Consider the following 18140-nt stretch of genomic DNA (forward strand, 5'->3'; position numbering starts at 1 on the left):
TCAAATTAAAATTTAATTAAATATCGAGATTGCGCACGAGTTTAGCGTTTTCTTCGATAAACTGGCGGCGTGGCTCTACTTTATCGCCCATGAGAATCGTGAAGAGCTCATCAGCTGCTTCGGCGTCAGCCATTTCCACGCGCAGCATGGTACGGCCAGCGGGATCCATGGTGGTTTCCCAGAGCTGTTCCGGATTCATTTCGCCCAGACCTTTGTAGCGCTGTACGGTGCTGCCATCACGGCCCACCTCGTCGAGCTTCTTGGCCAGTTCTTCATCACTGTAGGTATACCAATGCTTCTTGCCCTTGCGAATCTGATAGAGAGGCGGCTGGGCAATGAATACATGACCATGCTCAATCAGCGGCTTCATGTAGCGATAGAGGAAGGTCAGGAGCAGTGTACGGATGTGGGCACCGTCCACATCGGCATCTGTCATGATGATAATTTTGCCGTAACGGCGTTTTGCGAGGTCAAAATCATCGCTGATACCCGTACCGAAAGCCGTAATCATCGTGCGGATTTCCGCATTGGCAAAAATCTTATCAAGGCGGGCTTTTTCTACGTTCAGAATCTTACCGCGCAGGGGCAGGATAGCCTGGAAACGGCGGTCACGGCCCTGCTTGGCGGAACCGCCTGCAGAGTCACCCTCTACGAGGTAGATTTCGGCCATTTCCGGGTCTTTGACGGAGCAGTCTGCCAGCTTGCCGGGCAGGCTCGATACTTCCAGCGCATTTTTGCGGCGGGTCAGTTCGCGTGCCTTGCGGGCGGCTTCACGGGCGCGGGCGGCCATGATGGCCTTTTCGATGAATTTCTTCGTGATAACGGGGTTTTCCTCGAAGTATTCGGACAGGCCTTCCGTAACGATGGAATCCACAATACCACGGACTTCGCTGTTGCCCAGCTTCGTCTTGGTCTGACCTTCGAACTGCGGGTCACGGACTTTGAGGCTGATAACAGCCGTCAGACCTTCACGCACATCATCACCGGAAAGATTTCCGTCCTTGTCCTTGAGGATATTCTGCTTGCGGGCAAAGTCGTTAGCGGCGCGGGTCAGTGCGAGCTTGAAGCCTGCCAGATGCGTACCGCCTTCTTCGGTGTTGATGTTGTTGACGAAGGAATAGATGTTCTCCTGATAGCTGTCGTTGTACTGCAGGGCGATTTCCACAACGGTATCGTCCTTCGTGCCGTTGAAGTAAATCGGCTCCGGATTGATTTTTTCCTTCTTGCGGTTGAGGTGTTCCACAAAGGAGCTGATGCCGCCCTCGAAGTGGAATTTCTCGCTCTTGAGTTCCTCGCCACGCTCGTCATTGAGCACGATGGTGATGCCGTGGTTCAGGAAGGCCAGCTCGCGCAGACGGTGTTTGAGCGTATCGTAGCTATATGTGGTCACGGAGAAGATTTCCGGGTCGGGTACGAAGTGTACACGGGTTCCCGTGATTTCCGTTTCGCCGGTAACATGGAGCTTTTCCACAGTTTCGCCGCGCTTAAAGGAGATTTCATGGATTTTGCCGTCACGCTTAACCTGCACTTCCATGGAGGTGGAGAGAGCGTTAACAACGGATACACCTACGCCGTGCAGACCGCCGGATACCTTGTAGCCGTCGCCGCCAAACTTACCGCCTGCATGAAGCACCGTCAGTACGACTTCTACGGCAGGCATGCCGCTTTCGTGCATGTCTACGGGGATACCACGGCCATTATCCGTAACGGTAATACTGTTGTCCCGATGAATGGTTACATCAATCTTATCGCAGTAACCGGCCAAAGCCTCGTCGATGGAGTTGTCCACAACTTCGTATACCAGATGATGCAGGCCGCGCTCCGAGGTGCTGCCGATATACATACCGGGACGCATGCGAACTGCTTCCAGACCTTCGAGAATCTGAATCTGTTCGGCACCGTAATCAGCATCTACAGCTGTCACCTCGGCACTGCTTTCGTCCGTATGAATCTCTACGCCTGTGGTATCAACGCTTTCCATTTCCTCTGCTGGCGCGGTATTTTCTATGTTCAACTGTTCATTATCATTTGCCATGAAATCTTACGCTCCCATCATTCCATCAAATAGTCCGATTGTTCCTCTACAGAAACATCCTTATCCATATCCATTGTATCATAAACCATCTGCGAACGCCGTTTCAGTGTCCAGGGCGAAATCGCCGACAGGTAAGTTTTCCCGTCTGTGATGATGAGGGACTTCTTGGCTTCCTCATCATTGCGGATATCCAAAGGCAAAGTATTTTCGAGCCTTCCCAAAGCCTTTTCATGGGCCAGGAACTCACTGCCTGCGCCTTTGGCAAAAATCGTGTAATCGTGAATGGCAATTACGTCCTTGGTGCGGACGGACATGCCATTGCCTAAATGGAGAAACATAAGTTACCTCCTCCCCAGCTTAATCACATCATAACGCTTGGGTGTTTTGTAATCCTTAGGACGATGCATATCGAACCGCAGGGCATAGAGCGCCCGCGTGATATTGTCCTCGTTGAGCTGTTCCGGTGGCAGACAGCGGTAAAGCATGACGAGTGTCTTGGCCTTAATGCTCGTCTTGTCGTTGACATCCGTATCCGCCGCCAGCTTCTGGACCATGATGGAACGCTGTTCGTTGACCATCTTGGTAGTGGCCTCCGGCACATACTTTTTGACCTCCGGATAGCGGGCCCAGGGCATATCCCTCAGAACCTGCCGCACCGCCGCTGTAATGCTTTCCCGCTGTTTGCGGCTGCAATCATCGCAAATAGCAGCATCCGGCGGCATCAGCCGCCCGCACTGGGGACATTTCTGATAATTTTTAGCCATTTTGAGCTTCTGCATTTGCAGATGTTTGCGGTAAAGCCCGCTGATTGCCCGGCCAATTTCTCCATCGCCAGCAGCTGCGCCCAAGGATTCTGCTTCCTGCATCTCCGCAGGGGACAGCGGCATATTACGGCGCTCCCTGCCCAGATTCTCATCATCAGGCGGAGCAGCCAAGCGGATTTCATCAATGCCTTCGCTGTCCGACTTCTCCCAGCGCTTGGAAAAAGCCACCTTATCAATCATCTTCTGTCCTGCATAATTATTCACAGATTGCACAATCTGGGGCATCATCATCTGCAGCTCATTGCGCAGGGCAGAATTGTCGCTATAGATATAAAGGGTATCCTTGCGGATTCCCTGTGGCGAGGTATTGCGGGCGATAAAATCGCCCACAATCTCCGGCCAGTGCCACAGAACCCAATGCATATAATATTTTTTCTCTGCGTTGCTGCCCATATGGTGAATGGTCTTACGGATAATGGTATCCGGCCGTTCCAATCCCGGGCTGCGGGCTTTCAAGCTGCCAGCCATGACTTACCTCGTAATTCTCCCTGCCGCCACCTGATAATAGGTGCCAATGCGTTCCGCCGGGAAATAGGCACTGTCCGTGGCCGTAATCATGGTCTGAATCCGCTCCCGGCGAATAAACTCCATGAGCTGGCTGCGGCGGGATGCGTCCAGTTCGCTCATGACATCGTCCAGCAAGAGTACCGGGTATTCTCCTGTCTCCGAACGCAGAAATTCCAATTCCGCCAGCTTCAAAGACAGCACGCCTGTGCGTTGCTGCCCCTGGGAACCAAAGGAACGCAGATTAATCCCGTTGACGGTCAAAATAATATCGTCAAGATGAGGGCCGCGCCCTGTGGAACCGCGGATAATATCGATTTCCCGGTGACTTGCAAGCTCTTTATTATACCATGAATGAAGGTCACTTGTCACGTTATCCCCATCTGCCCCGTGGATTTCATAGGCAATGGCCAGATTCTCCAGATTCCCGGAAATCCGCCGCTGCATGAGATTGGCCAGCATATTGAGCTTCTTGACGGCTTCCAGACGCTTCAACGTAATTTTGACAGCACTGTCCACCAGCTGGGCATCCCAAAGTTCCAGCATCTCCGTACCGGCTTTGCGCTCCCTTATCTTTTTCAGGAGGTTATTGCGCTGGGTGATGATTTTACTGTATTTAGCCAGTTCATGGTAATAGGCTGGGCTGGCCTGACTTATCTCTCCGTCCAAAAAACGCCGGCGAAGTGCCGGCGCCCCCTTGATGAGGAACAAGTCCTCCGGGGAAAAAAGTACGGTATTTAAGCTGCCCACCAGTTCTTTGGGACGAATAGGATGGTCATTCAGAAGAATCCTGCGCCGCTTTTCCCGGCTGAACTGAAATTCCAGCTTATTCTCCACCCCCAAGCGGGTAAAGCCCAGCTGCACCAGTGCTCCAGGCTGCTCCCAGCGGATTAAATCAGTATCCGTATGCGTGCGGTGGGAGCGTCCGAGCGAAGCATAATAGACTGACTCAATGATATTTGTCTTTCCCTGAGCATTCTGCCCCAGAAAAACATTGATATTGGGGTCAAAGGTTAACTTTAACTCACTATAATTACGATAATCTTTCAGTTTTAATGAATAAATATTCATTATTACACCTGTTATTTGTTGACTTTTACCCGCCATGCTCCCATATCGATGATTTCAATCACATCACCATCATGGAGTTTGCGGCGGCGGGCAGATTCCTTCTCTCCATTGCGGAAAATCAAACCTTCCGCCAACAGGGCTTTGACTTCTCCGCCAGAGGGCAGAACACCAGCCCATTTTAAGAACTGATCCAGCTGGATTTCTTCTGTTTCAATCTCGATATCCTCAATCTGCATGTGGATAACCTCCTTAATGGGCCGTACGTACCGGCGTAACGACATAGATAAAGGCATCATCCTTTTCTTCCCGCACCGTCATGGGGGAGAGGGGTTTGGTCAAACGCAGTTCGCAGTTTTTGCTGTCGATAATCTTCATCACATCCGTGATGTACTGAGCATTGAAGGCGATGGTTACCTCGGGGCCTTCGATGGAAGCGGGAATCGTTTCTTCGGCGTTACCGATATCCGGATTGTTGGAGGTGATATGGAGCTGGCCATTGGCGAACTCCATCTTGATGACATTGTAATCACCAGCCCGGGAAATCAGGGAAACGCGGTCAACAGCAGCGTTGAATTCTGCCGAGTCCAGCGTGACTAACGTATCGTGATTGGGTGGGATAACGTAATTGTAATCGGGATATGCGCCTTCGATGAGACGGGAAGTCATGTAGATATTATCAAAAGCGAAGCTGATCTGATTAAAGTTGCAGCAAACATGCACATCCGCGGGGATATCCGAAGTCATATTGTGGAGAAGTTCCTGCAGAATGTTGGCCGGGATAATGATTTTGATATTGCCCAGCGGTTCTGCAAACTGTTCGTATTTCACAGCCAATCTGTGCATATTAGTAGCTGCCATGGTGACTTTGTTGTCAGCAACTTCCAGATAGCAGCCGGTGAAAACCGGACGGGATTCATCTTTGGAGCAGGCAAAAACAGTTTTCTTAATCAAAGCGCGCAGGATGTTGTCCTTGATGGTGAATTCTACGTTGCTCTCGATTTCCTTAACGGTTGGGAACTCTGCCGCATTCATGCTGAGCAGAGTAAAGCTGGCCTGATTGGAAGTGATGTTGATGATTTTCTCCGTGCGGTTATAAGTGATGGTCAGACTATCCCCAGGCAGTTTGCGGATAACATCCAGGAAATAACGTCCGCTGACGGCAATCTGTCCCGGTTCTTCAATATCTACAGGGATACGGCAGACCATGCCGATCTCATTGTTGGTGGCATGAAGTTCCAAGATACCGTTTTCCGCTCTCATAAAAATTCCTGCCAGAATGGGGGTCTGGGGTTTGGAAGCGATTGCTTTGGCAACAATGGAAAGGGCATTGGTCAGCTCAGATTTTTGACATGTTATTTTCATGGGGCAGGGTCCTTTCTTTTTTTTATTATGACTCTAGAAATATATAAATAAATAGCCGTAGTAGTAGTAGGGCCTGTGGAAATGTGGAAAAGCCCTGCGGTATAGCAATTTATCTACAAGCGGCCTGTTAATAATGTGTTGAAAACAATAGGGCCGTTTATCCACATTATCCACGGACTTAATCACAGCTCTCACTTATCCACATTTTGCTAACAAGATTTCAATAGGCATTTCCACAAAGTTATCCACGCCCTCATTGTGAATAACGAGGGCGTGGCATTATCAGACCTTCTGAATACGGTCAATCAGTTCGTTTAAGATGCCTTTGAGACGGTTATCCGTTTCCTTGTCCTGATTGATTTTGTCATAGGCATGGATAACGGTGGTATGATCCCGCCCGCCAAAGAACTGGCCAATCTGGGGCAGGGAGGTTTCCGTCAAATCCCGGCACAGGTACATGGCAATCTGTCGGGGATAGGCGATATTACGGGTACGCTTCTTGGAATGAAGGTCTTCGATTTTAATTTTGAAATAGGAGGCCACTATTTCCTGAATGATGTCCATGGTGACTTCCTTGGCTTTGCCGTTGGGGAAAATATCCTTGAGGGCTTCGGCCACCAGATCCGTGTTAACGGTTCTCTTGGTCAGGGAGGCATATGCAACTACCCGGGTCAGGGCGCCTTCCAGCTCTCGAATGTTGCTGTCGATGCGGCTGGCAATGTAGACCATCACATCATCAGGTACGCTGAAGTGGTCGCTCTGGGCCTTATTCTTGAGGATGGCGATGCGGGTTTCCAAATCCGGCGCCTGGATATCCGTGGTCAGGCCCCACTCAAAGCGGGAGCGCAGGCGTTCTTCGAGGCGTTCCACTTCTCTGGGCGGCCTATCGGAGGACAGGATAACCTGTTTTTGGGCGTCATAGAGCGTGTTGAAGGTATGGAAGAATTCTTCCTGCGTACTGGTCTTGCCAGAAATAAACTGAATATCGTCAATCAGCAGCACATCGATGTTGCGGTACTTCTGACGGAATTTATCTGAGGTACCCTGCTGGATGGCCTGAATGATTTCGTTGGTGAACTGCTCGCTGGATACGTAGAGTACCCGCATTTCCGGATGGTTCTTGAGCACTCGGTTGCCAATGGCGTGCATGAGATGGGTCTTGCCCAGCCCCACACCGCCGTACATAAAGAAAGGATTGTAGGTCTTGCCGGGTTTATCGGCTACGGCCATAGCAGCTGCATGAGCGAAATTGTTGGACTTACCCGTTACGAACGTATCAAAGGTGTATTTGGGGTTCAAAGAAGAATTGTCGCCGGGGGCCACAATATGAGGTTCCGCAACAACTTCTGTATGTGCCTCTGCGCCACCTTCGGGGAAAAGCGTTCCCTGCGCGGGTTTTTCGTTTTTGGCCTCTACCACTACGGGGGCATCTTCCTGGCCTGCCGTGCTGGCTTCTGCCATCACCGTCAGCTGGACAACCTTGGGGCCGCCTAACACAGCTTTTACCGCATCTTCGATAAAAGTCTGATAGTGTCCGGCAATCCATTCCTTGGACATCTCGTTTTGAGTGCCCAGTTCCAAAGTATCGTCTGTCAGGGAGAGAGGCTGAACGGGATTTAGCCAATTAAAGGCTGTGGGGGCCAGCTGTTCTTTCATCTTGTCGAGAATCTGGGCCCAGACAGCCTGCAGCTGTGTTTGCTCCATTTAGAACGTTCCTTTCTGCATATAAAAGTATGATAAGAATTTTTTTCCACAGGTGTATAAGTTTATCCACATGATTATCCACAGCTGTGGATAAATGAAGGCTTCCGCAAGGGATGAGGCGGGAAAAGGGGATAAAAATGCGGGAGTCGAACCCTCCCGAAAAATCAAGTCCTGTGAAGTTATCCGCAAAATTACCAACAATATCTTACCAAAATAAAACTGAGTTATCAACAGTTTTTCTGTGGATATGCGCAGAATTTGTGAAATTATCCACAACCAGGGACGAAAAAACCGTGGATATTATATTGACACTGCCCAAGGCTTAGGCTATAATTCATAGTGATTCTTAGTGCGAGGGTGACTTTTCACTGAGACATAACGATGAATTTCTGAAATCAGAATAATACTAGTTTAAGGAGGTGTATACCGAATGAAAATGACTTTTCAGCCGAACAACCACTGGAGAAAGAAGACCCATGGCTTCCGTGAGCGCATGAAGACGAAGGGCGGTCGTCTCGTTTTGAAGAGAAGACGCCAGCGCGGCAGAAAGAAGCTTTCGGCATAAATTGTAAAGCAAGGTCACTTTGGTTAGTGACCTTTTTCTTTGATTAGTTCCATTTTTATGTTCAGATAGATTTTGGTGAATTTAGGTATGTTTGAATTGCCGAGACGGCGGATGCTCAAGCGTCGCAACGACTTCCAGCGGGTTTACCGCAAGGGAAAGTCCCTGGCCAACCGTTACTTTGTACTCTATGTATTTGAGTCGGAGGAGCTGGCGGGGAAAGTGGGCTTTGCCGCCGGAAAAAAACTGGGCTGTGCTGTAAAGCGCAACCGGGTAAAGCGTCTCCTGCGGGAGACTTACCGCCTGCATCAGCAGGATTTGAGGCCGGGCATTGCCCTGCTGCTCGTGGGCAGACAGGCTATGCTCAATGTGAAGTGCCCTGTGGTGGAGAAGAGTTTCCTCTCCTTGGGCAAAAAGGCAGGTATCTTCCGGTGAAAAAATTTTTGCTCCTTTTGATATGGGGCTATCAAAAGTTTATTTCTCCATTGAAACCACCAACTTGCCGCTATGTTCCCACCTGTTCGGAATATGCGCGCATTGCCATTGAAAAATACGGGGTTCGCCATGGTGGCTGGCTGGCCATAAAGCGCCTTTTGCGCTGCCATCCTTTCCATAAGGGCGGTTATGACCCTGTACCATAATTATTAGTGTGACTGTTAGATTAGGACGTGATGGTTTGGAATTTTTTAGCACTCTTTTTTCTCCGATTGAAAGCCTCCTGCGCTTTGTACTGGAAAGTCTCTTTGCAATCACCAGTGCGGCGGGGTTTGCCAGCTATGGTTGGGCAATTATTTTACTGACGATTATTGTTAAGATGGCGCTTTATCCGCTGACGGTGAAGCAGGTCAAGTCCATGAAGGCCATGCAGGAACTGTCTCCGAAGATGAAGAAGATTCAGGAGAAATATAAGGATAATCCGCAGGTTATGCAGCAGAAAATCGGCGCTCTCTACAAGGATGCCGGTGTGAACCCGCTGGCTGGCTGCCTGCCGCTGCTCATTCAGATGCCGATTCTTATGGGCATGTATTATTCTCTGTACAATTTCAGCTATCCGACGCCGGAATCGGCTTACTTCCTCTGGATGACCAGTATGTCGAATCCGGACCCGCTCTATATTCTGCCGGTATTGTCGGCATTGACCACTTTCCTCCAGCAGAAGATGACCACGACGGATTCCAATAACCCGCAGATGAAGATGATGATGTTCATCATGCCGCTGTTTATCGGCTGGATCAGCATTAACTTCCCCTCTGGTCTGGTACTTTACTGGGTAACCATGAACGTGGTGCAGATTATCCAGCAGTGGTGGATGTATCGCGGTGACAATGCCGCACCGAAGAAGGAGGCTGCCTAATGGCACAGGTGGTTGAAGCAACGGGGAAAACCGTGGCGGAAGCTCTGGCTTCGGCTGTGAAGCAGCTTGGCTGCACGGAAAACGATGTAGACTATGAAGTGCTGGAAGCTCCGTCCAAGGGATTTCTGGGACTGTTCGGCGTAAAGCCGGCAAAGATTAAGGTTACGCAGAAGGAAATGGCTGCAGATGCTGCTCCTGCTGTGACCGTAGAAGATGTCAAAGTAGATAACGGCAGCGCAGCAGATGTTCCTGTGGAAGCTGCTGAGAAAGTTGAGCCTGCTGAACCGACAGTGCCTGTCGAGGAACAGCTGGCCCGTGCCGAGAAGTTCCTGCGGGAAGTATTCGAGGCTATGAATATTGAAGTGACCTGGAAGCAGTCTGAGGCAGAAGACGGTGTAGTCTTTAATCTGGAAGGCGAAAATCTGGGTATTCTTATTGGCAAACATGGGCAGACGCTGGATTCCTTGCAGTATCTGGTGAATCTCGCTGCTAACCGCGGTGTGGCTGAAGGCCGTGTTCGCATTATTATTGATATTGAAGGCTACCGCGCACGCCGTGAGGAAACGCTTATGCGGCTGGCTGGCCATCTGGCAGAAAAGGCCTGCCGTATCGGTGAAGAGGTTCATCTGGAACCCATGAACCGTCATGAGCGTAAGATTATCCATATGGCGTTGCAGGATAATCGTCGGGTAAGCACCTATAGTGCCGGGGATGAACCCCGCCGCTATGTGGTGATTGTACCGCGCCGCCGCCGTTCCCGCCGTCGCGATTATGAAGTGCAGGAACGCTACAACGAAGATTAATAAGCATTAGCTAAGAGAGCTGTGAAAGGGCTGTCTCATTTTGAGGCTGCCCTTTTGTGTATCTTTTAGGTGTATTATAGTAGGTGAGAAAATGCAAGGAGATACGATTAGTGCGATTGCCACTGCCCAGGGAGAGGGCGGCATTGGCATTATCCGCTTGAGCGGGGAACAGGCGCTGGAGATTGCCGGCAAGATGTTTCGGCCCGCCAGCGGCAACTCATTGGATTCTTATGCGAGTCATAGAGCTGTCTATGGCAGGATAGTGGATGAAGACGAGCGGACTATTGATGAAGCTATGGTGCTGATTATGAAAGGCCCGCATTCCTATACACGGGAAGATGTGGTGGAGTTTCAGTGCCATGGTGGTGTAATGCCGCTGCGTAAGACTTTGGCTTTGACCTATAGCCATGGGGCAAGACCGGCTGAGGGGGGCGAGTTCACCAAGCGGGCGTTCCTCAATGGCCGTCTGGACTTATCTCAGGCGCAGGCCGTTATGGATATCATCACGGCCAAAACAGACCGTTCCTTGAAAATGGCAGCTGGCCATTTAAGCGGTCAGTTCTCCCAGCAGATAAAGAACTTCCGTCAGGAGATTCTGGGGCAGATTGCCCACTTAGAAGCAGCTATTGATTTTCCGGAGGACGAAGTGGATGATGTGGTGACGGAAAAAGTAGCTGAAAAAGTGGTTGAAATCCGCAACTATATTGCCAAGCTCTTAAAAACTGCCGGTACAGGCCGTATTCTGCGGGATGGCCTCATGACGGCTATCGTGGGCAAGCCCAATGTCGGCAAGTCAAGTCTCTTAAATGCCTTATTGCAGGAAGAACGCGCGATTGTTACCGATATTCCCGGTACTACCCGCGATTCCATCGAAGAATACGCCAATGTGGGCGGTGTGCCCCTGCGCATTATCGACACGGCAGGCATCCGGGCTACGGAAGATGTCGTGGAACGGATTGGCGTGGAAAAGGCCCGGCAAATGATTAACGATGCCGCTTTGGTACTCGCACTGTTTGACGGTTCCCGCCCGTTGGATGCAGAGGATGAAGAAATACTGGAACTGCTGCAAGCGCAGGAGGCGATCGTTCTCTTGAACAAGAGCGATTTGCAGTCCATGGTAACGGCAGAAGAACTTTCTGCCAAAGCCAATGTGTCCGTTATCGAAATCTCCACCAAGGAAAATCATGGTTTGGATGCGCTGACGCAGGCCATTCAGCAGAAGGTATACGGCGGCGAAGTGATAGCAGACGAGGGCAGTTTTGTCAGCGACGAGCGGCAGGCAAATCTCCTGCGCACTGCTGACAATCATCTAGCCGCGGCCCTGCAGACGATTGAAGCAGGCATGGGGCTGGATTTTATCTCCATTGATTTGCGCTCTGCCTGGGAAAAATTAGGCGAAATCACCGGCGATACGGTGGGCGAAGATATTATTGATGAGATTTTCTCGAAGTTCTGTATTGGTAAATAAGAAGGTAAGGAAAATGGAAAGTAAAAACGTATTTGTTGCCAGTTCTTATGATGTAATCGTAGTGGGTGCAGGTCATGCCGGCGTAGAGGCGGCACTGGCGGCCGCCCGCATTGGCTGTAACACGCTGCTGACAACACTTTCAATGGATAATATTGCCATGATGCCCTGCAATCCGTCCGTAGGCGGCCCGGCTAAGGGCCATCTCGTGCGGGAACTCGACGCTTTGGGCGGGGAAATGGGCGTAAATGCCGATAAGACCTGCATTCAGTTCCGCATGCTCAACACGGGCAAAGGCCCCGCTGTTCATGCCCTGCGCGCGCAGGCGGATAAAAAACTCTATCAGTTCACCATGAAGGAAACCTGCGAACAGACGGAAAATCTGGATGTCAAACAGCTGTTGATTGACAAACTGTTGGTCGAAGATGGCAAAGTTACCGGTGTGCAGTCAGAAACCGGTGAAATCTATCAGGCCAAGGCTGTTGTTATGGCTACGGGAACTTATCTCAAGGGCCGTATTATCATCGGCGAGCACACCTACGAGGGCGGCCCCGCAGGTCAAAGGGCGGCGGTGAAGTTTTCCGATTCGCTTAAAGAAGTTGGCGTAAAGCTGATGCGCTTTAAGACCGGTACGCCCGCCCGCGTAGATGCACGCACCCTCGATTACAGCAAGATGGAAATTCAGCCCGGTGATGAGGAATGCCGCAACTTTTCCTTTATGAGTGATGAAGTGACCCGCGAACAGATTCCCTGTTACCTGACCTATACCAATGAAGAAACCCATAAGATTCTGCGGGACAATATGGAACGCGCCCCGATGGCCAACGGCATTATCGAAGGTATCGGCCCCCGTTACTGCCCGTCAATCGAAACGAAAATTCTGCGCTTCCCGGACAAGGAACGCCATCAGCTGTTCTTGGAGCCGGAAGGCCGCCATACCAATGAAGTCTATGTGCAGGGCATGTCCACTTCGATGCCCATGGATGTACAGCTTGACTTCCTGCGCACCATTCCGGGGCTGGAACAGGCCAAGGTCATGCGCGCGGGTTATGCCATTGAGTATGACTGCATTGACCCCACCCAGTTAAAACCGACCTTGGAATTCAAGAACATCCACGGCTTTTTCTCGGCCGGACAGGCAAATGGCACCTCCGGTTATGAAGAAGCGGCGGCACAGGGCATTATCGCCGGTATCAATGCGGCTATGCTGATAAAAAATGAAGAACCGTTGGTATTAAAGCGCAGTGAAGCCTATATCGGCGTGCTCATTGATGATTTGGTGACGAAGGGAACCAATGAGCCGTACCGCATTATGACGAGCCGTGCCGAATACCGCCTGCTGCTGCGGCAGGACAACGCCGACCAGCGGTTGACGCCACTCGGCCGCCGTGTTGGTCTGGTCAAAGATGACCGCTGGGCAAGATATACCGAAAAGCAGAACGCCATCAATGAAGCATTGGACTATCTGCGCAAGAACAGTATTAACCCAACCAAGGAAATCACGGAAAAACTTACGGCGGCAGGTATTGAACCGGTGCGCAATGCAACGAGCTTCTACGACCTCCTGCGCCGTCCGGATTTGGACTATGACAAGCTGGCAGAGCTCTTTGAACTGCCGGAACTCAATAAGGAAGTCAAACAGCAGGTGGAAATCACCATCACCTACGAAGGATATATCAAAAAACAGCTGGAACAGGTCGAACGCATGGAAAAGCTCGAGGAAAAACTTCTGCCGGAAAATCTCAACTACGATGATGTACCGAGTCTGCGTGATGAGGGCCGGGAAAAGTTAAAGGCTATCCGTCCCCGCTCCGTAGGTCAGGCCAGCCGCATCAGCGGCGTATCGCCGGCAGATATTTCCGTGCTGCTTATCTGGCTCGAACAACAGCAGCGCATCAAAGCAGGGGAGGGCAAAGCCGATGTTTAAGGAAGAACTAACAAAAGCGGCCGCCGAATACGGCATAAGCCTTAACGATACGCAGATGGAGCAGTACAACCGCTACTTTGAATTGCTGGTGGAGTGGAATGAAAAGATTAACCTCACCGCCATCACTGAACCCAAGGAAGTCGCCATCAAGCATATGATTGACAGTATTACGGCCTATGATGAAAAACTCTTTAAGGATGGTACCACTGTTATTGATGTGGGCACGGGCGCAGGCTTTCCCGGCCTGCCGTTAAAGATTTTCTGCCCGGAAATCAAGCTGACCCTGATGGATTCCCTCAACAAGCGCATCAAGTTTTTGCAGACGGTGGTCGAGGAACTGGGCCTAAAGGATGTCGAATGCGTCCATGCCCGCGCTGAAGAAGGTGCCCGCAATAAGAAGTACCGTGAGTCCTTCGATATCGCGGTGTCCAGAGCGGTAGCAAGACTCCCCATTCTCTGCGAATACTGCCTGCCCTTTGTCAAAAAAGGCGGTCACTTCATCGCCCTCAAGGGTATGCAGTATCATGATGAGGCAGAAGAAGCTGCCAAGGCTATCAAGGTCATGGGCGGAAGTAAGACGGAAATCCGTCCGGTAAAGCTGCCGGAGCTTGATGACAAGCGGGCGGTTATCATCATCAATAAGACCATGCCTACCCCGAAGGCCTATCCGCGCAAGGCCGGTACACCGACAAAAAATCCCATAGTATAAAGCAGAAAAAACGAGTAACCGAAACGGCACGATAAAATGATTTCGCATTTTACTGTGCCGTTTTCTTTTGCGTACAGGTAAAAAGGATATTTGACATGGATGGAGAATACTAGAAACATGATTAGGTGTCAGTGAATAGAGGTGGAAAAATGGATATGTGGAAAAGAGTCGCGGTTGTGGGGATGGCCGTCATAGGTTTGTGGATGCCTATGACTGTTCAGGCTGTAGAGGGAATTAGTGCAGATATGAAAGAAACAACCAGCAGTGAAATAAAGACCGACACTAGCCGTGGAAATGATTCGATTAGCAAACAGGATAACAGCAGTTCAGAAAAGGGCGCTTTAGGCAGGGCAATGGAACGCAAGCGTCAGGAAAAAGGTCAGGACACAGACCAGCAGTCGGATAAAAAGGTGCGCTATATCTACCTGTTTGAGGATAATGGCTTTGTCTATTATCTGGACAATCAGAATGTAAAATGGAAGCCAATCCCCTATTCGGAAACTGAGGAGATTTTGGATATCTGGATTAAGCTGATAAAGGTGGCTCCGGATGAGGAGTACAGCTATCCCCAGAAATATTTTTTGGAGCATTATTACCTGCGGCCAGATAGAAAGCAAATTCAGTTCCTAAGTGAATTGGAGGTCACAGGCCGTCCAGATAACGCCATCAAGGAACGGCCCTATAGTGTGCACAACTGGGAAAATATCGTGTCCGGGTCATTGGAAGATGAGATTTACCACAGTGTGTTAAAGGTAGTAAAGAAGAACGAACAATTTTGGCCGAAGCATAAGAGCGTGCGGGATGTATTGGAAGATATTTTCCGTATATCGCTATAAGGATACAAGACAAAAATCGCTGACGGATGAGCCGCCAGCGATTTTTGCTGTGTGTATGTATGTAAGAACGGGGTAAGCAAATTAATGATGGAACAAGCGAATATGCGTCATAGCCATGGTCATATTGTACTTGTCACAGGTGGCGATAACATTGTCGTCACGAATGGAGCCGCCTGCCTGTGCGATGTAGCTGACACCACTCTTGCGGGCGCGTTCGATATTATCGCCGAAGGGGAAGAAAGCATCCGAGCCAAGGGCTACTCCTGTTTGGGTGGCGAGCCATGCTTTCTTTTCCTCTCGGGTAAGCGGTGCCGGTTTTTCGGTGAACAGGTGTTCCCAGTTGCCGTCGGTTAAGAGGTCTTCGCTTTCTTCGCCAACGTATACATCAATGGCATTGTCCCTGTCCGGGCGGCGAACTTCTTCTTTGAACGGCAGGTTCATTACCTTGGGGCACTGGCGCAGATACCAGATATCGGCCTTATTGCCGGCCAGGCGGGTGCAATGTACGCGGGACTGCTGCCCTGCGCCAATGCCGATGGCCTGACCGTCCTTGGCATAGCAGACGGAATTGGACTGGGTGTATTTCAGGGTAATCAGAGAAATCAGGAGGTCGCGCTTGGCGCTTTCCGGCAGTTCCTTGTTGACCGTGGGAATTTCCATCAGACAGTCAGGCGTAATTTTTATATCATTGCGCTGCTGTTCAAAGGTAATGCCAAAGACCTGTTTCTGTTCCAAAGGTTCCGGCTGGTAGTTCGTATCCATTTGAATGACAAGGTACGTGCCTTTGCGCTTGGATTTCAAGATTTCCAGAGCTTCGGCAGAGTAGGAGGGGGCAATAATGCCGTCGGAAACTTCGCGTTTCAGGAAGCTGGCTGTCTGGGCATCGCATTCGTCAGACAGGGCCACGAAATCGCCATAGGAAGACATGCGGTCAGCACCGCGGGCGCGAATATAGGCGGTAGCCACAGGGCTGAGTTCTACGCCTTCGACGAAATAAGCTTTTTGCAAAGCTTCGGAAAGGGGAACGGCAACAGCTGCACCAGCCGGGCTGACGTGTTTAAAGGATGCGGCGGCTGGCAGGCCGGTGGCTTCTTTGAGTTCACGCACAAGCTGCCAGCTGTTAAAGGCATCAAGCAAGTTGATATACCCCGGTTTGCCATTCAGCACCGTAAAGGGCAGACCTTTTTCGCAGAAAACTCTGGCCGGTTTCTGATTGGGGTTACAGCCGTATTTCAGTTCCATTTCCGTCATTGCAAATCTCCTCCATATAACGTAAAAAGCCGACACAAATCCAGGCTTTCACCCAGACGGTCGGCTTTTCTTCCCTGTGCTCCCTGTGGTTATCCACTTCCGTCAGTCGCACAGCATCAACTACAACGAATTTAACACGAAATATATCCCCTTGTCAAGGACATTTTCAATTAAGTAACTGCGGTCAGGGCGAGGGGATATGTTTTGCGGGCGTCGCTAAATGACCGGTTCGCTAAGTCGCGCTTTCCAGCTAAATGCTCCGGTTACCACGTCGCGGCTTTCAGCGTTGTGTCCAGAAATTTTCGGCTTCCGGCCAGCCTGACGGCAGTCGCTCCTGCCCGCAAAACATATCCCCTCGCCCCTCGTTGCACTTGTGGCTCTTTAGGTACGATTTTTCATCGTGGCTTATTTCGGGAACTTTGTATCTTGGCAGAAGGGGGCTGTTTTTTGTATGGAGCGCACTGCCGCAGGCTGCTCACAAGCGAAAGAGCGGGAAGTAAAGCTGAAAGCAGCGCCGTGGTGACCGGCGCGAGATACTAAGAAAACGGCAACATCATGCGAGACATTTGCGCGGAAGACAAAAAAGTATTCCCCTTTCGCCAGTAATGCATTAACTTGAAGCGACATTGAAAAAATTTCTGTTAGATTTCTTCTTTTTATGGTATGATAGGGATTAGTGAGGTTTGTTTTTTCCTGCGGCCAGCAAAAATGACCGCAGATTGCTTATAATTCAAGGGGGAACTTCGATTATGTTAAAAAGCATTGCAGTCATGACCAGCGGCGGCGACAGCCCCGGTATGAATGCGGCAGCCCGTGCTGTTGTGCGCACGGCGCTCTATGAAGGTGTAAAAGTTTGGGGCATCCGTGATGGTTATCATGGTCTGCTCGAAGAAAATATGTTTGAAATGGAATCTAAAGACGTAGGCGATATCATTCAGCGCGGTGGCACGTTCCTCGGCACGGCTCGCTGCAAACGCTGGAAGACGCCGGAAGGCCGTATGCTCGGCTATCAGCACCTCGTTGACCGCGGTATTCAGGGCCTCTGCGTTATCGGCGGTGACGGTTCTCTGCGCGGTGCTTCTCTGCTGTCTCAGGAAACGGGCATTCCTATCGTAGGTCTGCCGGGCACCATCGACAATGACGTTTGGGGTTCTGACTACACCATTGGCTGTGATACGGCAGCCAACACCATCATTGATGCCATCAATAAGTTACGTGACACGGCTTCGGCCCATCGTCGTGTCATCGTTATGGAAGTAATGGGCCGCAGCTCGGGATGGCTGGCACTTGTTTCCGGTATTTCCGGTGGTGCTGAATACATTCTCGTGCCGGAAGAACCCTATGATTTGGATAAACTTTGCGATGACATGAAGAATGCTTATGCAGAAGGCAAGCGCTATATCCTCGTAGTTGTAGCTGAAGGTGCTGGCAATGCACAGGAAATCGGTGATTTCATTGCCAAGAAAACAGAACTCGATACCCGAGTGACGGTTCTCGGTCACATTCAGCGTGGCGGTTCGCCGACGGTTATCGACCGCGTGCGCGCCAGCCAGCTCGGCGAGCAGGCTGCTTTGGCCCTTATCTCCGGCCTGTCTGATGTAGTATTCGGTTTCAGCAAAGGCCGCGTAGTATCCATCGACCTGCATGACTCCGTAAACAACAAGAAACAGCTTGACCCGGAATATTTACATCTGGCAAAGGTATTGTTCTAATCCATTAAAGAAGTAAATAAT

18 protein-coding genes and 1 riboswitch are annotated in these 18140 nt (G+C 50.5%); of the genes, 10 read left to right on the top strand and 8 right to left on the bottom strand.

Translation table 11 applies throughout. The features are described from left to right. Nucleotides 1-16: 16 nt before the first annotated feature. The 7 genes from gyrB to dnaA all read right to left on the bottom strand — a co-directional run bounded on the left by gyrB (nucleotide 17) and on the right by dnaA (nucleotide 7500). A complete protein-coding gene (gene gyrB, locus T320_RS05520) occupies nucleotides 17-1981 on the bottom strand; it encodes a DNA topoisomerase (ATP-hydrolyzing) subunit B (RefSeq protein WP_143035152.1) in 1965 nt (654 codons plus the stop codon). A gap of 71 nt (nucleotides 1982-2052) precedes the next feature. Further along, the gene (remB, locus tag T320_RS05525; protein WP_051608611.1) at nucleotides 2053-2373 is read right to left on the bottom strand and encodes an extracellular matrix regulator RemB; all 321 of its coding nucleotides are present in this window, start codon (nucleotides 2371-2373) and stop codon (nucleotides 2053-2055) included. 3 nt (nucleotides 2374-2376) lie between these two features. After that, a complete protein-coding gene (locus T320_RS05530) occupies nucleotides 2377-3327 on the bottom strand; it encodes a DciA family protein (RefSeq protein ID WP_037353790.1) in 951 nt (316 codons plus the stop codon). A 3-nt stretch (nucleotides 3328-3330) separates the two neighbouring features. After that, nucleotides 3331-4434, bottom strand: a complete 1104-nt coding sequence (recF, locus tag T320_RS05535) for a DNA replication/repair protein RecF (RefSeq protein WP_037353791.1) — start codon at nucleotides 4432-4434, stop codon at nucleotides 3331-3333. An 11-nt stretch (nucleotides 4435-4445) separates the two neighbouring features. Next, nucleotides 4446-4670 (bottom strand): RNA-binding S4 domain-containing protein, encoded by a 225-nt coding sequence (locus tag T320_RS05540; RefSeq protein ID WP_197019381.1) that lies wholly within the window; start codon nucleotides 4668-4670, stop codon nucleotides 4446-4448. A gap of 13 nt (nucleotides 4671-4683) precedes the next feature. Further along, nucleotides 4684-5796: a DNA polymerase III subunit beta gene (dnaN, locus tag T320_RS05545; protein ID WP_037353792.1), complete on the bottom strand. Its 1113-nt coding sequence runs from the start codon at nucleotides 5794-5796 to the stop codon at nucleotides 4684-4686. Nucleotides 5797-6078: 282 nt separating this feature from the next. After that, nucleotides 6079-7500: a chromosomal replication initiator protein DnaA gene (gene dnaA / locus T320_RS05550; RefSeq protein ID WP_037353793.1), complete on the bottom strand. Its 1422-nt coding sequence runs from the start codon at nucleotides 7498-7500 to the stop codon at nucleotides 6079-6081. Nucleotides 7501-7930: 430 nt separating this feature from the next. Here dnaA and rpmH point away from each other — a divergent pair, with 430 nt between their 5' ends. From rpmH to T320_RS05590, 9 genes are all read left to right on the top strand, one after another. Beyond that, nucleotides 7931-8065, top strand: coding sequence for a 50S ribosomal protein L34 (gene rpmH, locus T320_RS05555; RefSeq protein ID WP_014425951.1), 135 nt, complete (start codon nucleotides 7931-7933; stop codon nucleotides 8063-8065). A gap of 87 nt (nucleotides 8066-8152) precedes the next feature. Further along, nucleotides 8153-8497 carry a ribonuclease P protein component gene (gene rnpA / locus T320_RS05560; RefSeq protein WP_026759606.1) on the top strand — a complete coding sequence of 115 codons (345 nt, stop codon included), beginning with the start codon at nucleotides 8153-8155 and terminating at the stop codon, nucleotides 8495-8497. Continuing rightward, complete coding sequence (yidD, locus tag T320_RS14195) at nucleotides 8494-8703, top strand: membrane protein insertion efficiency factor YidD (RefSeq protein ID WP_072023990.1); 210 nt, start codon at nucleotides 8494-8496, stop codon at nucleotides 8701-8703. Before rnpA ends, yidD begins: the two co-directional genes overlap by 4 nt. 35 nt (nucleotides 8704-8738) lie before the next feature. After that, nucleotides 8739-9416, top strand: coding sequence for a YidC/Oxa1 family membrane protein insertase (locus T320_RS05565; protein ID WP_026759605.1), 678 nt, complete (start codon nucleotides 8739-8741; stop codon nucleotides 9414-9416). After that, entirely contained in the window at nucleotides 9416-10219 is an 804-nt protein-coding gene (gene jag, locus T320_RS05570; RefSeq protein WP_037353797.1) for an RNA-binding cell elongation regulator Jag/EloR, read from the top strand. Before T320_RS05565 ends, jag begins: the two co-directional genes overlap by 1 nt. Nucleotides 10220-10310: 91 nt before the next feature. Beyond that, entirely contained in the window at nucleotides 10311-11687 is a 1377-nt protein-coding gene (gene mnmE / locus T320_RS05575) for a tRNA uridine-5-carboxymethylaminomethyl(34) synthesis GTPase MnmE (protein ID WP_037353799.1), read from the top strand. Between the two features lie 13 nt (nucleotides 11688-11700). Further along, on the top strand, nucleotides 11701-13611 hold the full coding sequence (gene mnmG / locus T320_RS05580; protein ID WP_037353801.1) for a tRNA uridine-5-carboxymethylaminomethyl(34) synthesis enzyme MnmG: 1911 nt from the start codon (nucleotides 11701-11703) through the stop codon (nucleotides 13609-13611). Then, a complete protein-coding gene (gene rsmG, locus T320_RS05585) occupies nucleotides 13604-14320 on the top strand; it encodes a 16S rRNA (guanine(527)-N(7))-methyltransferase RsmG (RefSeq protein WP_037353803.1) in 717 nt (238 codons plus the stop codon). Before mnmG ends, rsmG begins: the two co-directional genes overlap by 8 nt. 155 nt (nucleotides 14321-14475) lie before the next feature. Further along, a complete protein-coding gene (locus tag T320_RS05590; protein WP_156032752.1) occupies nucleotides 14476-15156 on the top strand; it encodes a hypothetical protein in 681 nt (226 codons plus the stop codon). Nucleotides 15157-15237: 81 nt separating this feature from the next. On the opposite strand, the gene T320_RS05595 is transcribed toward T320_RS05590, so the two are convergent. Then, a complete protein-coding gene (locus tag T320_RS05595; RefSeq protein WP_037353805.1) occupies nucleotides 15238-16407 on the bottom strand; it encodes a phosphoribosylaminoimidazolecarboxamide formyltransferase in 1170 nt (389 codons plus the stop codon). Between the two features lie 43 nt (nucleotides 16408-16450). Beyond that, a riboswitch (ZMP/ZTP riboswitch) is annotated at nucleotides 16451-16527 on the bottom strand. 629 nt (nucleotides 16528-17156) lie between these two features. On the opposite strand from T320_RS05595, the gene pfkA reads away from it, so the two are divergent. Continuing rightward, nucleotides 17157-18119 (top strand): 6-phosphofructokinase, encoded by a 963-nt coding sequence (gene pfkA, locus T320_RS05600; RefSeq protein WP_026759598.1) that lies wholly within the window; start codon nucleotides 17157-17159, stop codon nucleotides 18117-18119. Nucleotides 18120-18140 lie beyond the last annotated feature (21 nt).

It is taken from the genome of Selenomonas sp. FC4001 (assembly GCF_000701565.1).
Classification (GTDB): domain Bacteria; phylum Bacillota; class Negativicutes; order Selenomonadales; family Selenomonadaceae; genus Selenomonas_A; species Selenomonas_A ruminantium_B.

What these genes read in the sequence shown, in the direction of transcription:
- gyrB (WP_143035152.1), bottom strand. Translation starts at nt 1,981, where the DNA reads ATGGAAAGCGTTGATACCACAGGCGTAGAGATTCATACGGACGAAAGC.
- remB (WP_051608611.1), bottom strand. Translation starts at nt 2,373, where the DNA reads ATGTTTCTCCATTTAGGCAATGGCATGTCCGTCCGCACCAAGGACGTA.
- T320_RS05530 (WP_037353790.1), bottom strand. Translation starts at nt 3,327, where the DNA reads ATGGCTGGCAGCTTGAAAGCCCGCAGCCCGGGATTGGAACGGCCGGAT.
- recF (WP_037353791.1), bottom strand. Translation starts at nt 4,434, where the DNA reads ATGAATATTTATTCATTAAAACTGAAAGATTATCGTAATTATAGTGAG.
- T320_RS05540 (WP_197019381.1), bottom strand. Translation starts at nt 4,670, where the DNA reads ATGCAGATTGAGGATATCGAGATTGAAACAGAAGAAATCCAGCTGGAT.
- dnaN (WP_037353792.1), bottom strand. Translation starts at nt 5,796, where the DNA reads ATGAAAATAACATGTCAAAAATCTGAGCTGACCAATGCCCTTTCCATT.
- dnaA (WP_037353793.1), bottom strand. Translation starts at nt 7,500, where the DNA reads ATGGAGCAAACACAGCTGCAGGCTGTCTGGGCCCAGATTCTCGACAAG.
- rpmH (WP_014425951.1), top strand. Translation starts at nt 7,931, where the DNA reads ATGAAAATGACTTTTCAGCCGAACAACCACTGGAGAAAGAAGACCCAT.
- rnpA (WP_026759606.1), top strand. Translation starts at nt 8,153, where the DNA reads ATGTTTGAATTGCCGAGACGGCGGATGCTCAAGCGTCGCAACGACTTC.
- jag (WP_037353797.1), top strand. Translation starts at nt 9,416, where the DNA reads ATGGCACAGGTGGTTGAAGCAACGGGGAAAACCGTGGCGGAAGCTCTG.
- mnmE (WP_037353799.1), top strand. Translation starts at nt 10,311, where the DNA reads ATGCAAGGAGATACGATTAGTGCGATTGCCACTGCCCAGGGAGAGGGC.
- mnmG (WP_037353801.1), top strand. Translation starts at nt 11,701, where the DNA reads ATGGAAAGTAAAAACGTATTTGTTGCCAGTTCTTATGATGTAATCGTA.
- rsmG (WP_037353803.1), top strand. Translation starts at nt 13,604, where the DNA reads ATGTTTAAGGAAGAACTAACAAAAGCGGCCGCCGAATACGGCATAAGC.
- T320_RS05590 (WP_156032752.1), top strand. Translation starts at nt 14,476, where the DNA reads ATGTGGAAAAGAGTCGCGGTTGTGGGGATGGCCGTCATAGGTTTGTGG.
- T320_RS05595 (WP_037353805.1), bottom strand. Translation starts at nt 16,407, where the DNA reads ATGACGGAAATGGAACTGAAATACGGCTGTAACCCCAATCAGAAACCG.
- pfkA (WP_026759598.1), top strand. Translation starts at nt 17,157, where the DNA reads ATGTTAAAAAGCATTGCAGTCATGACCAGCGGCGGCGACAGCCCCGGT.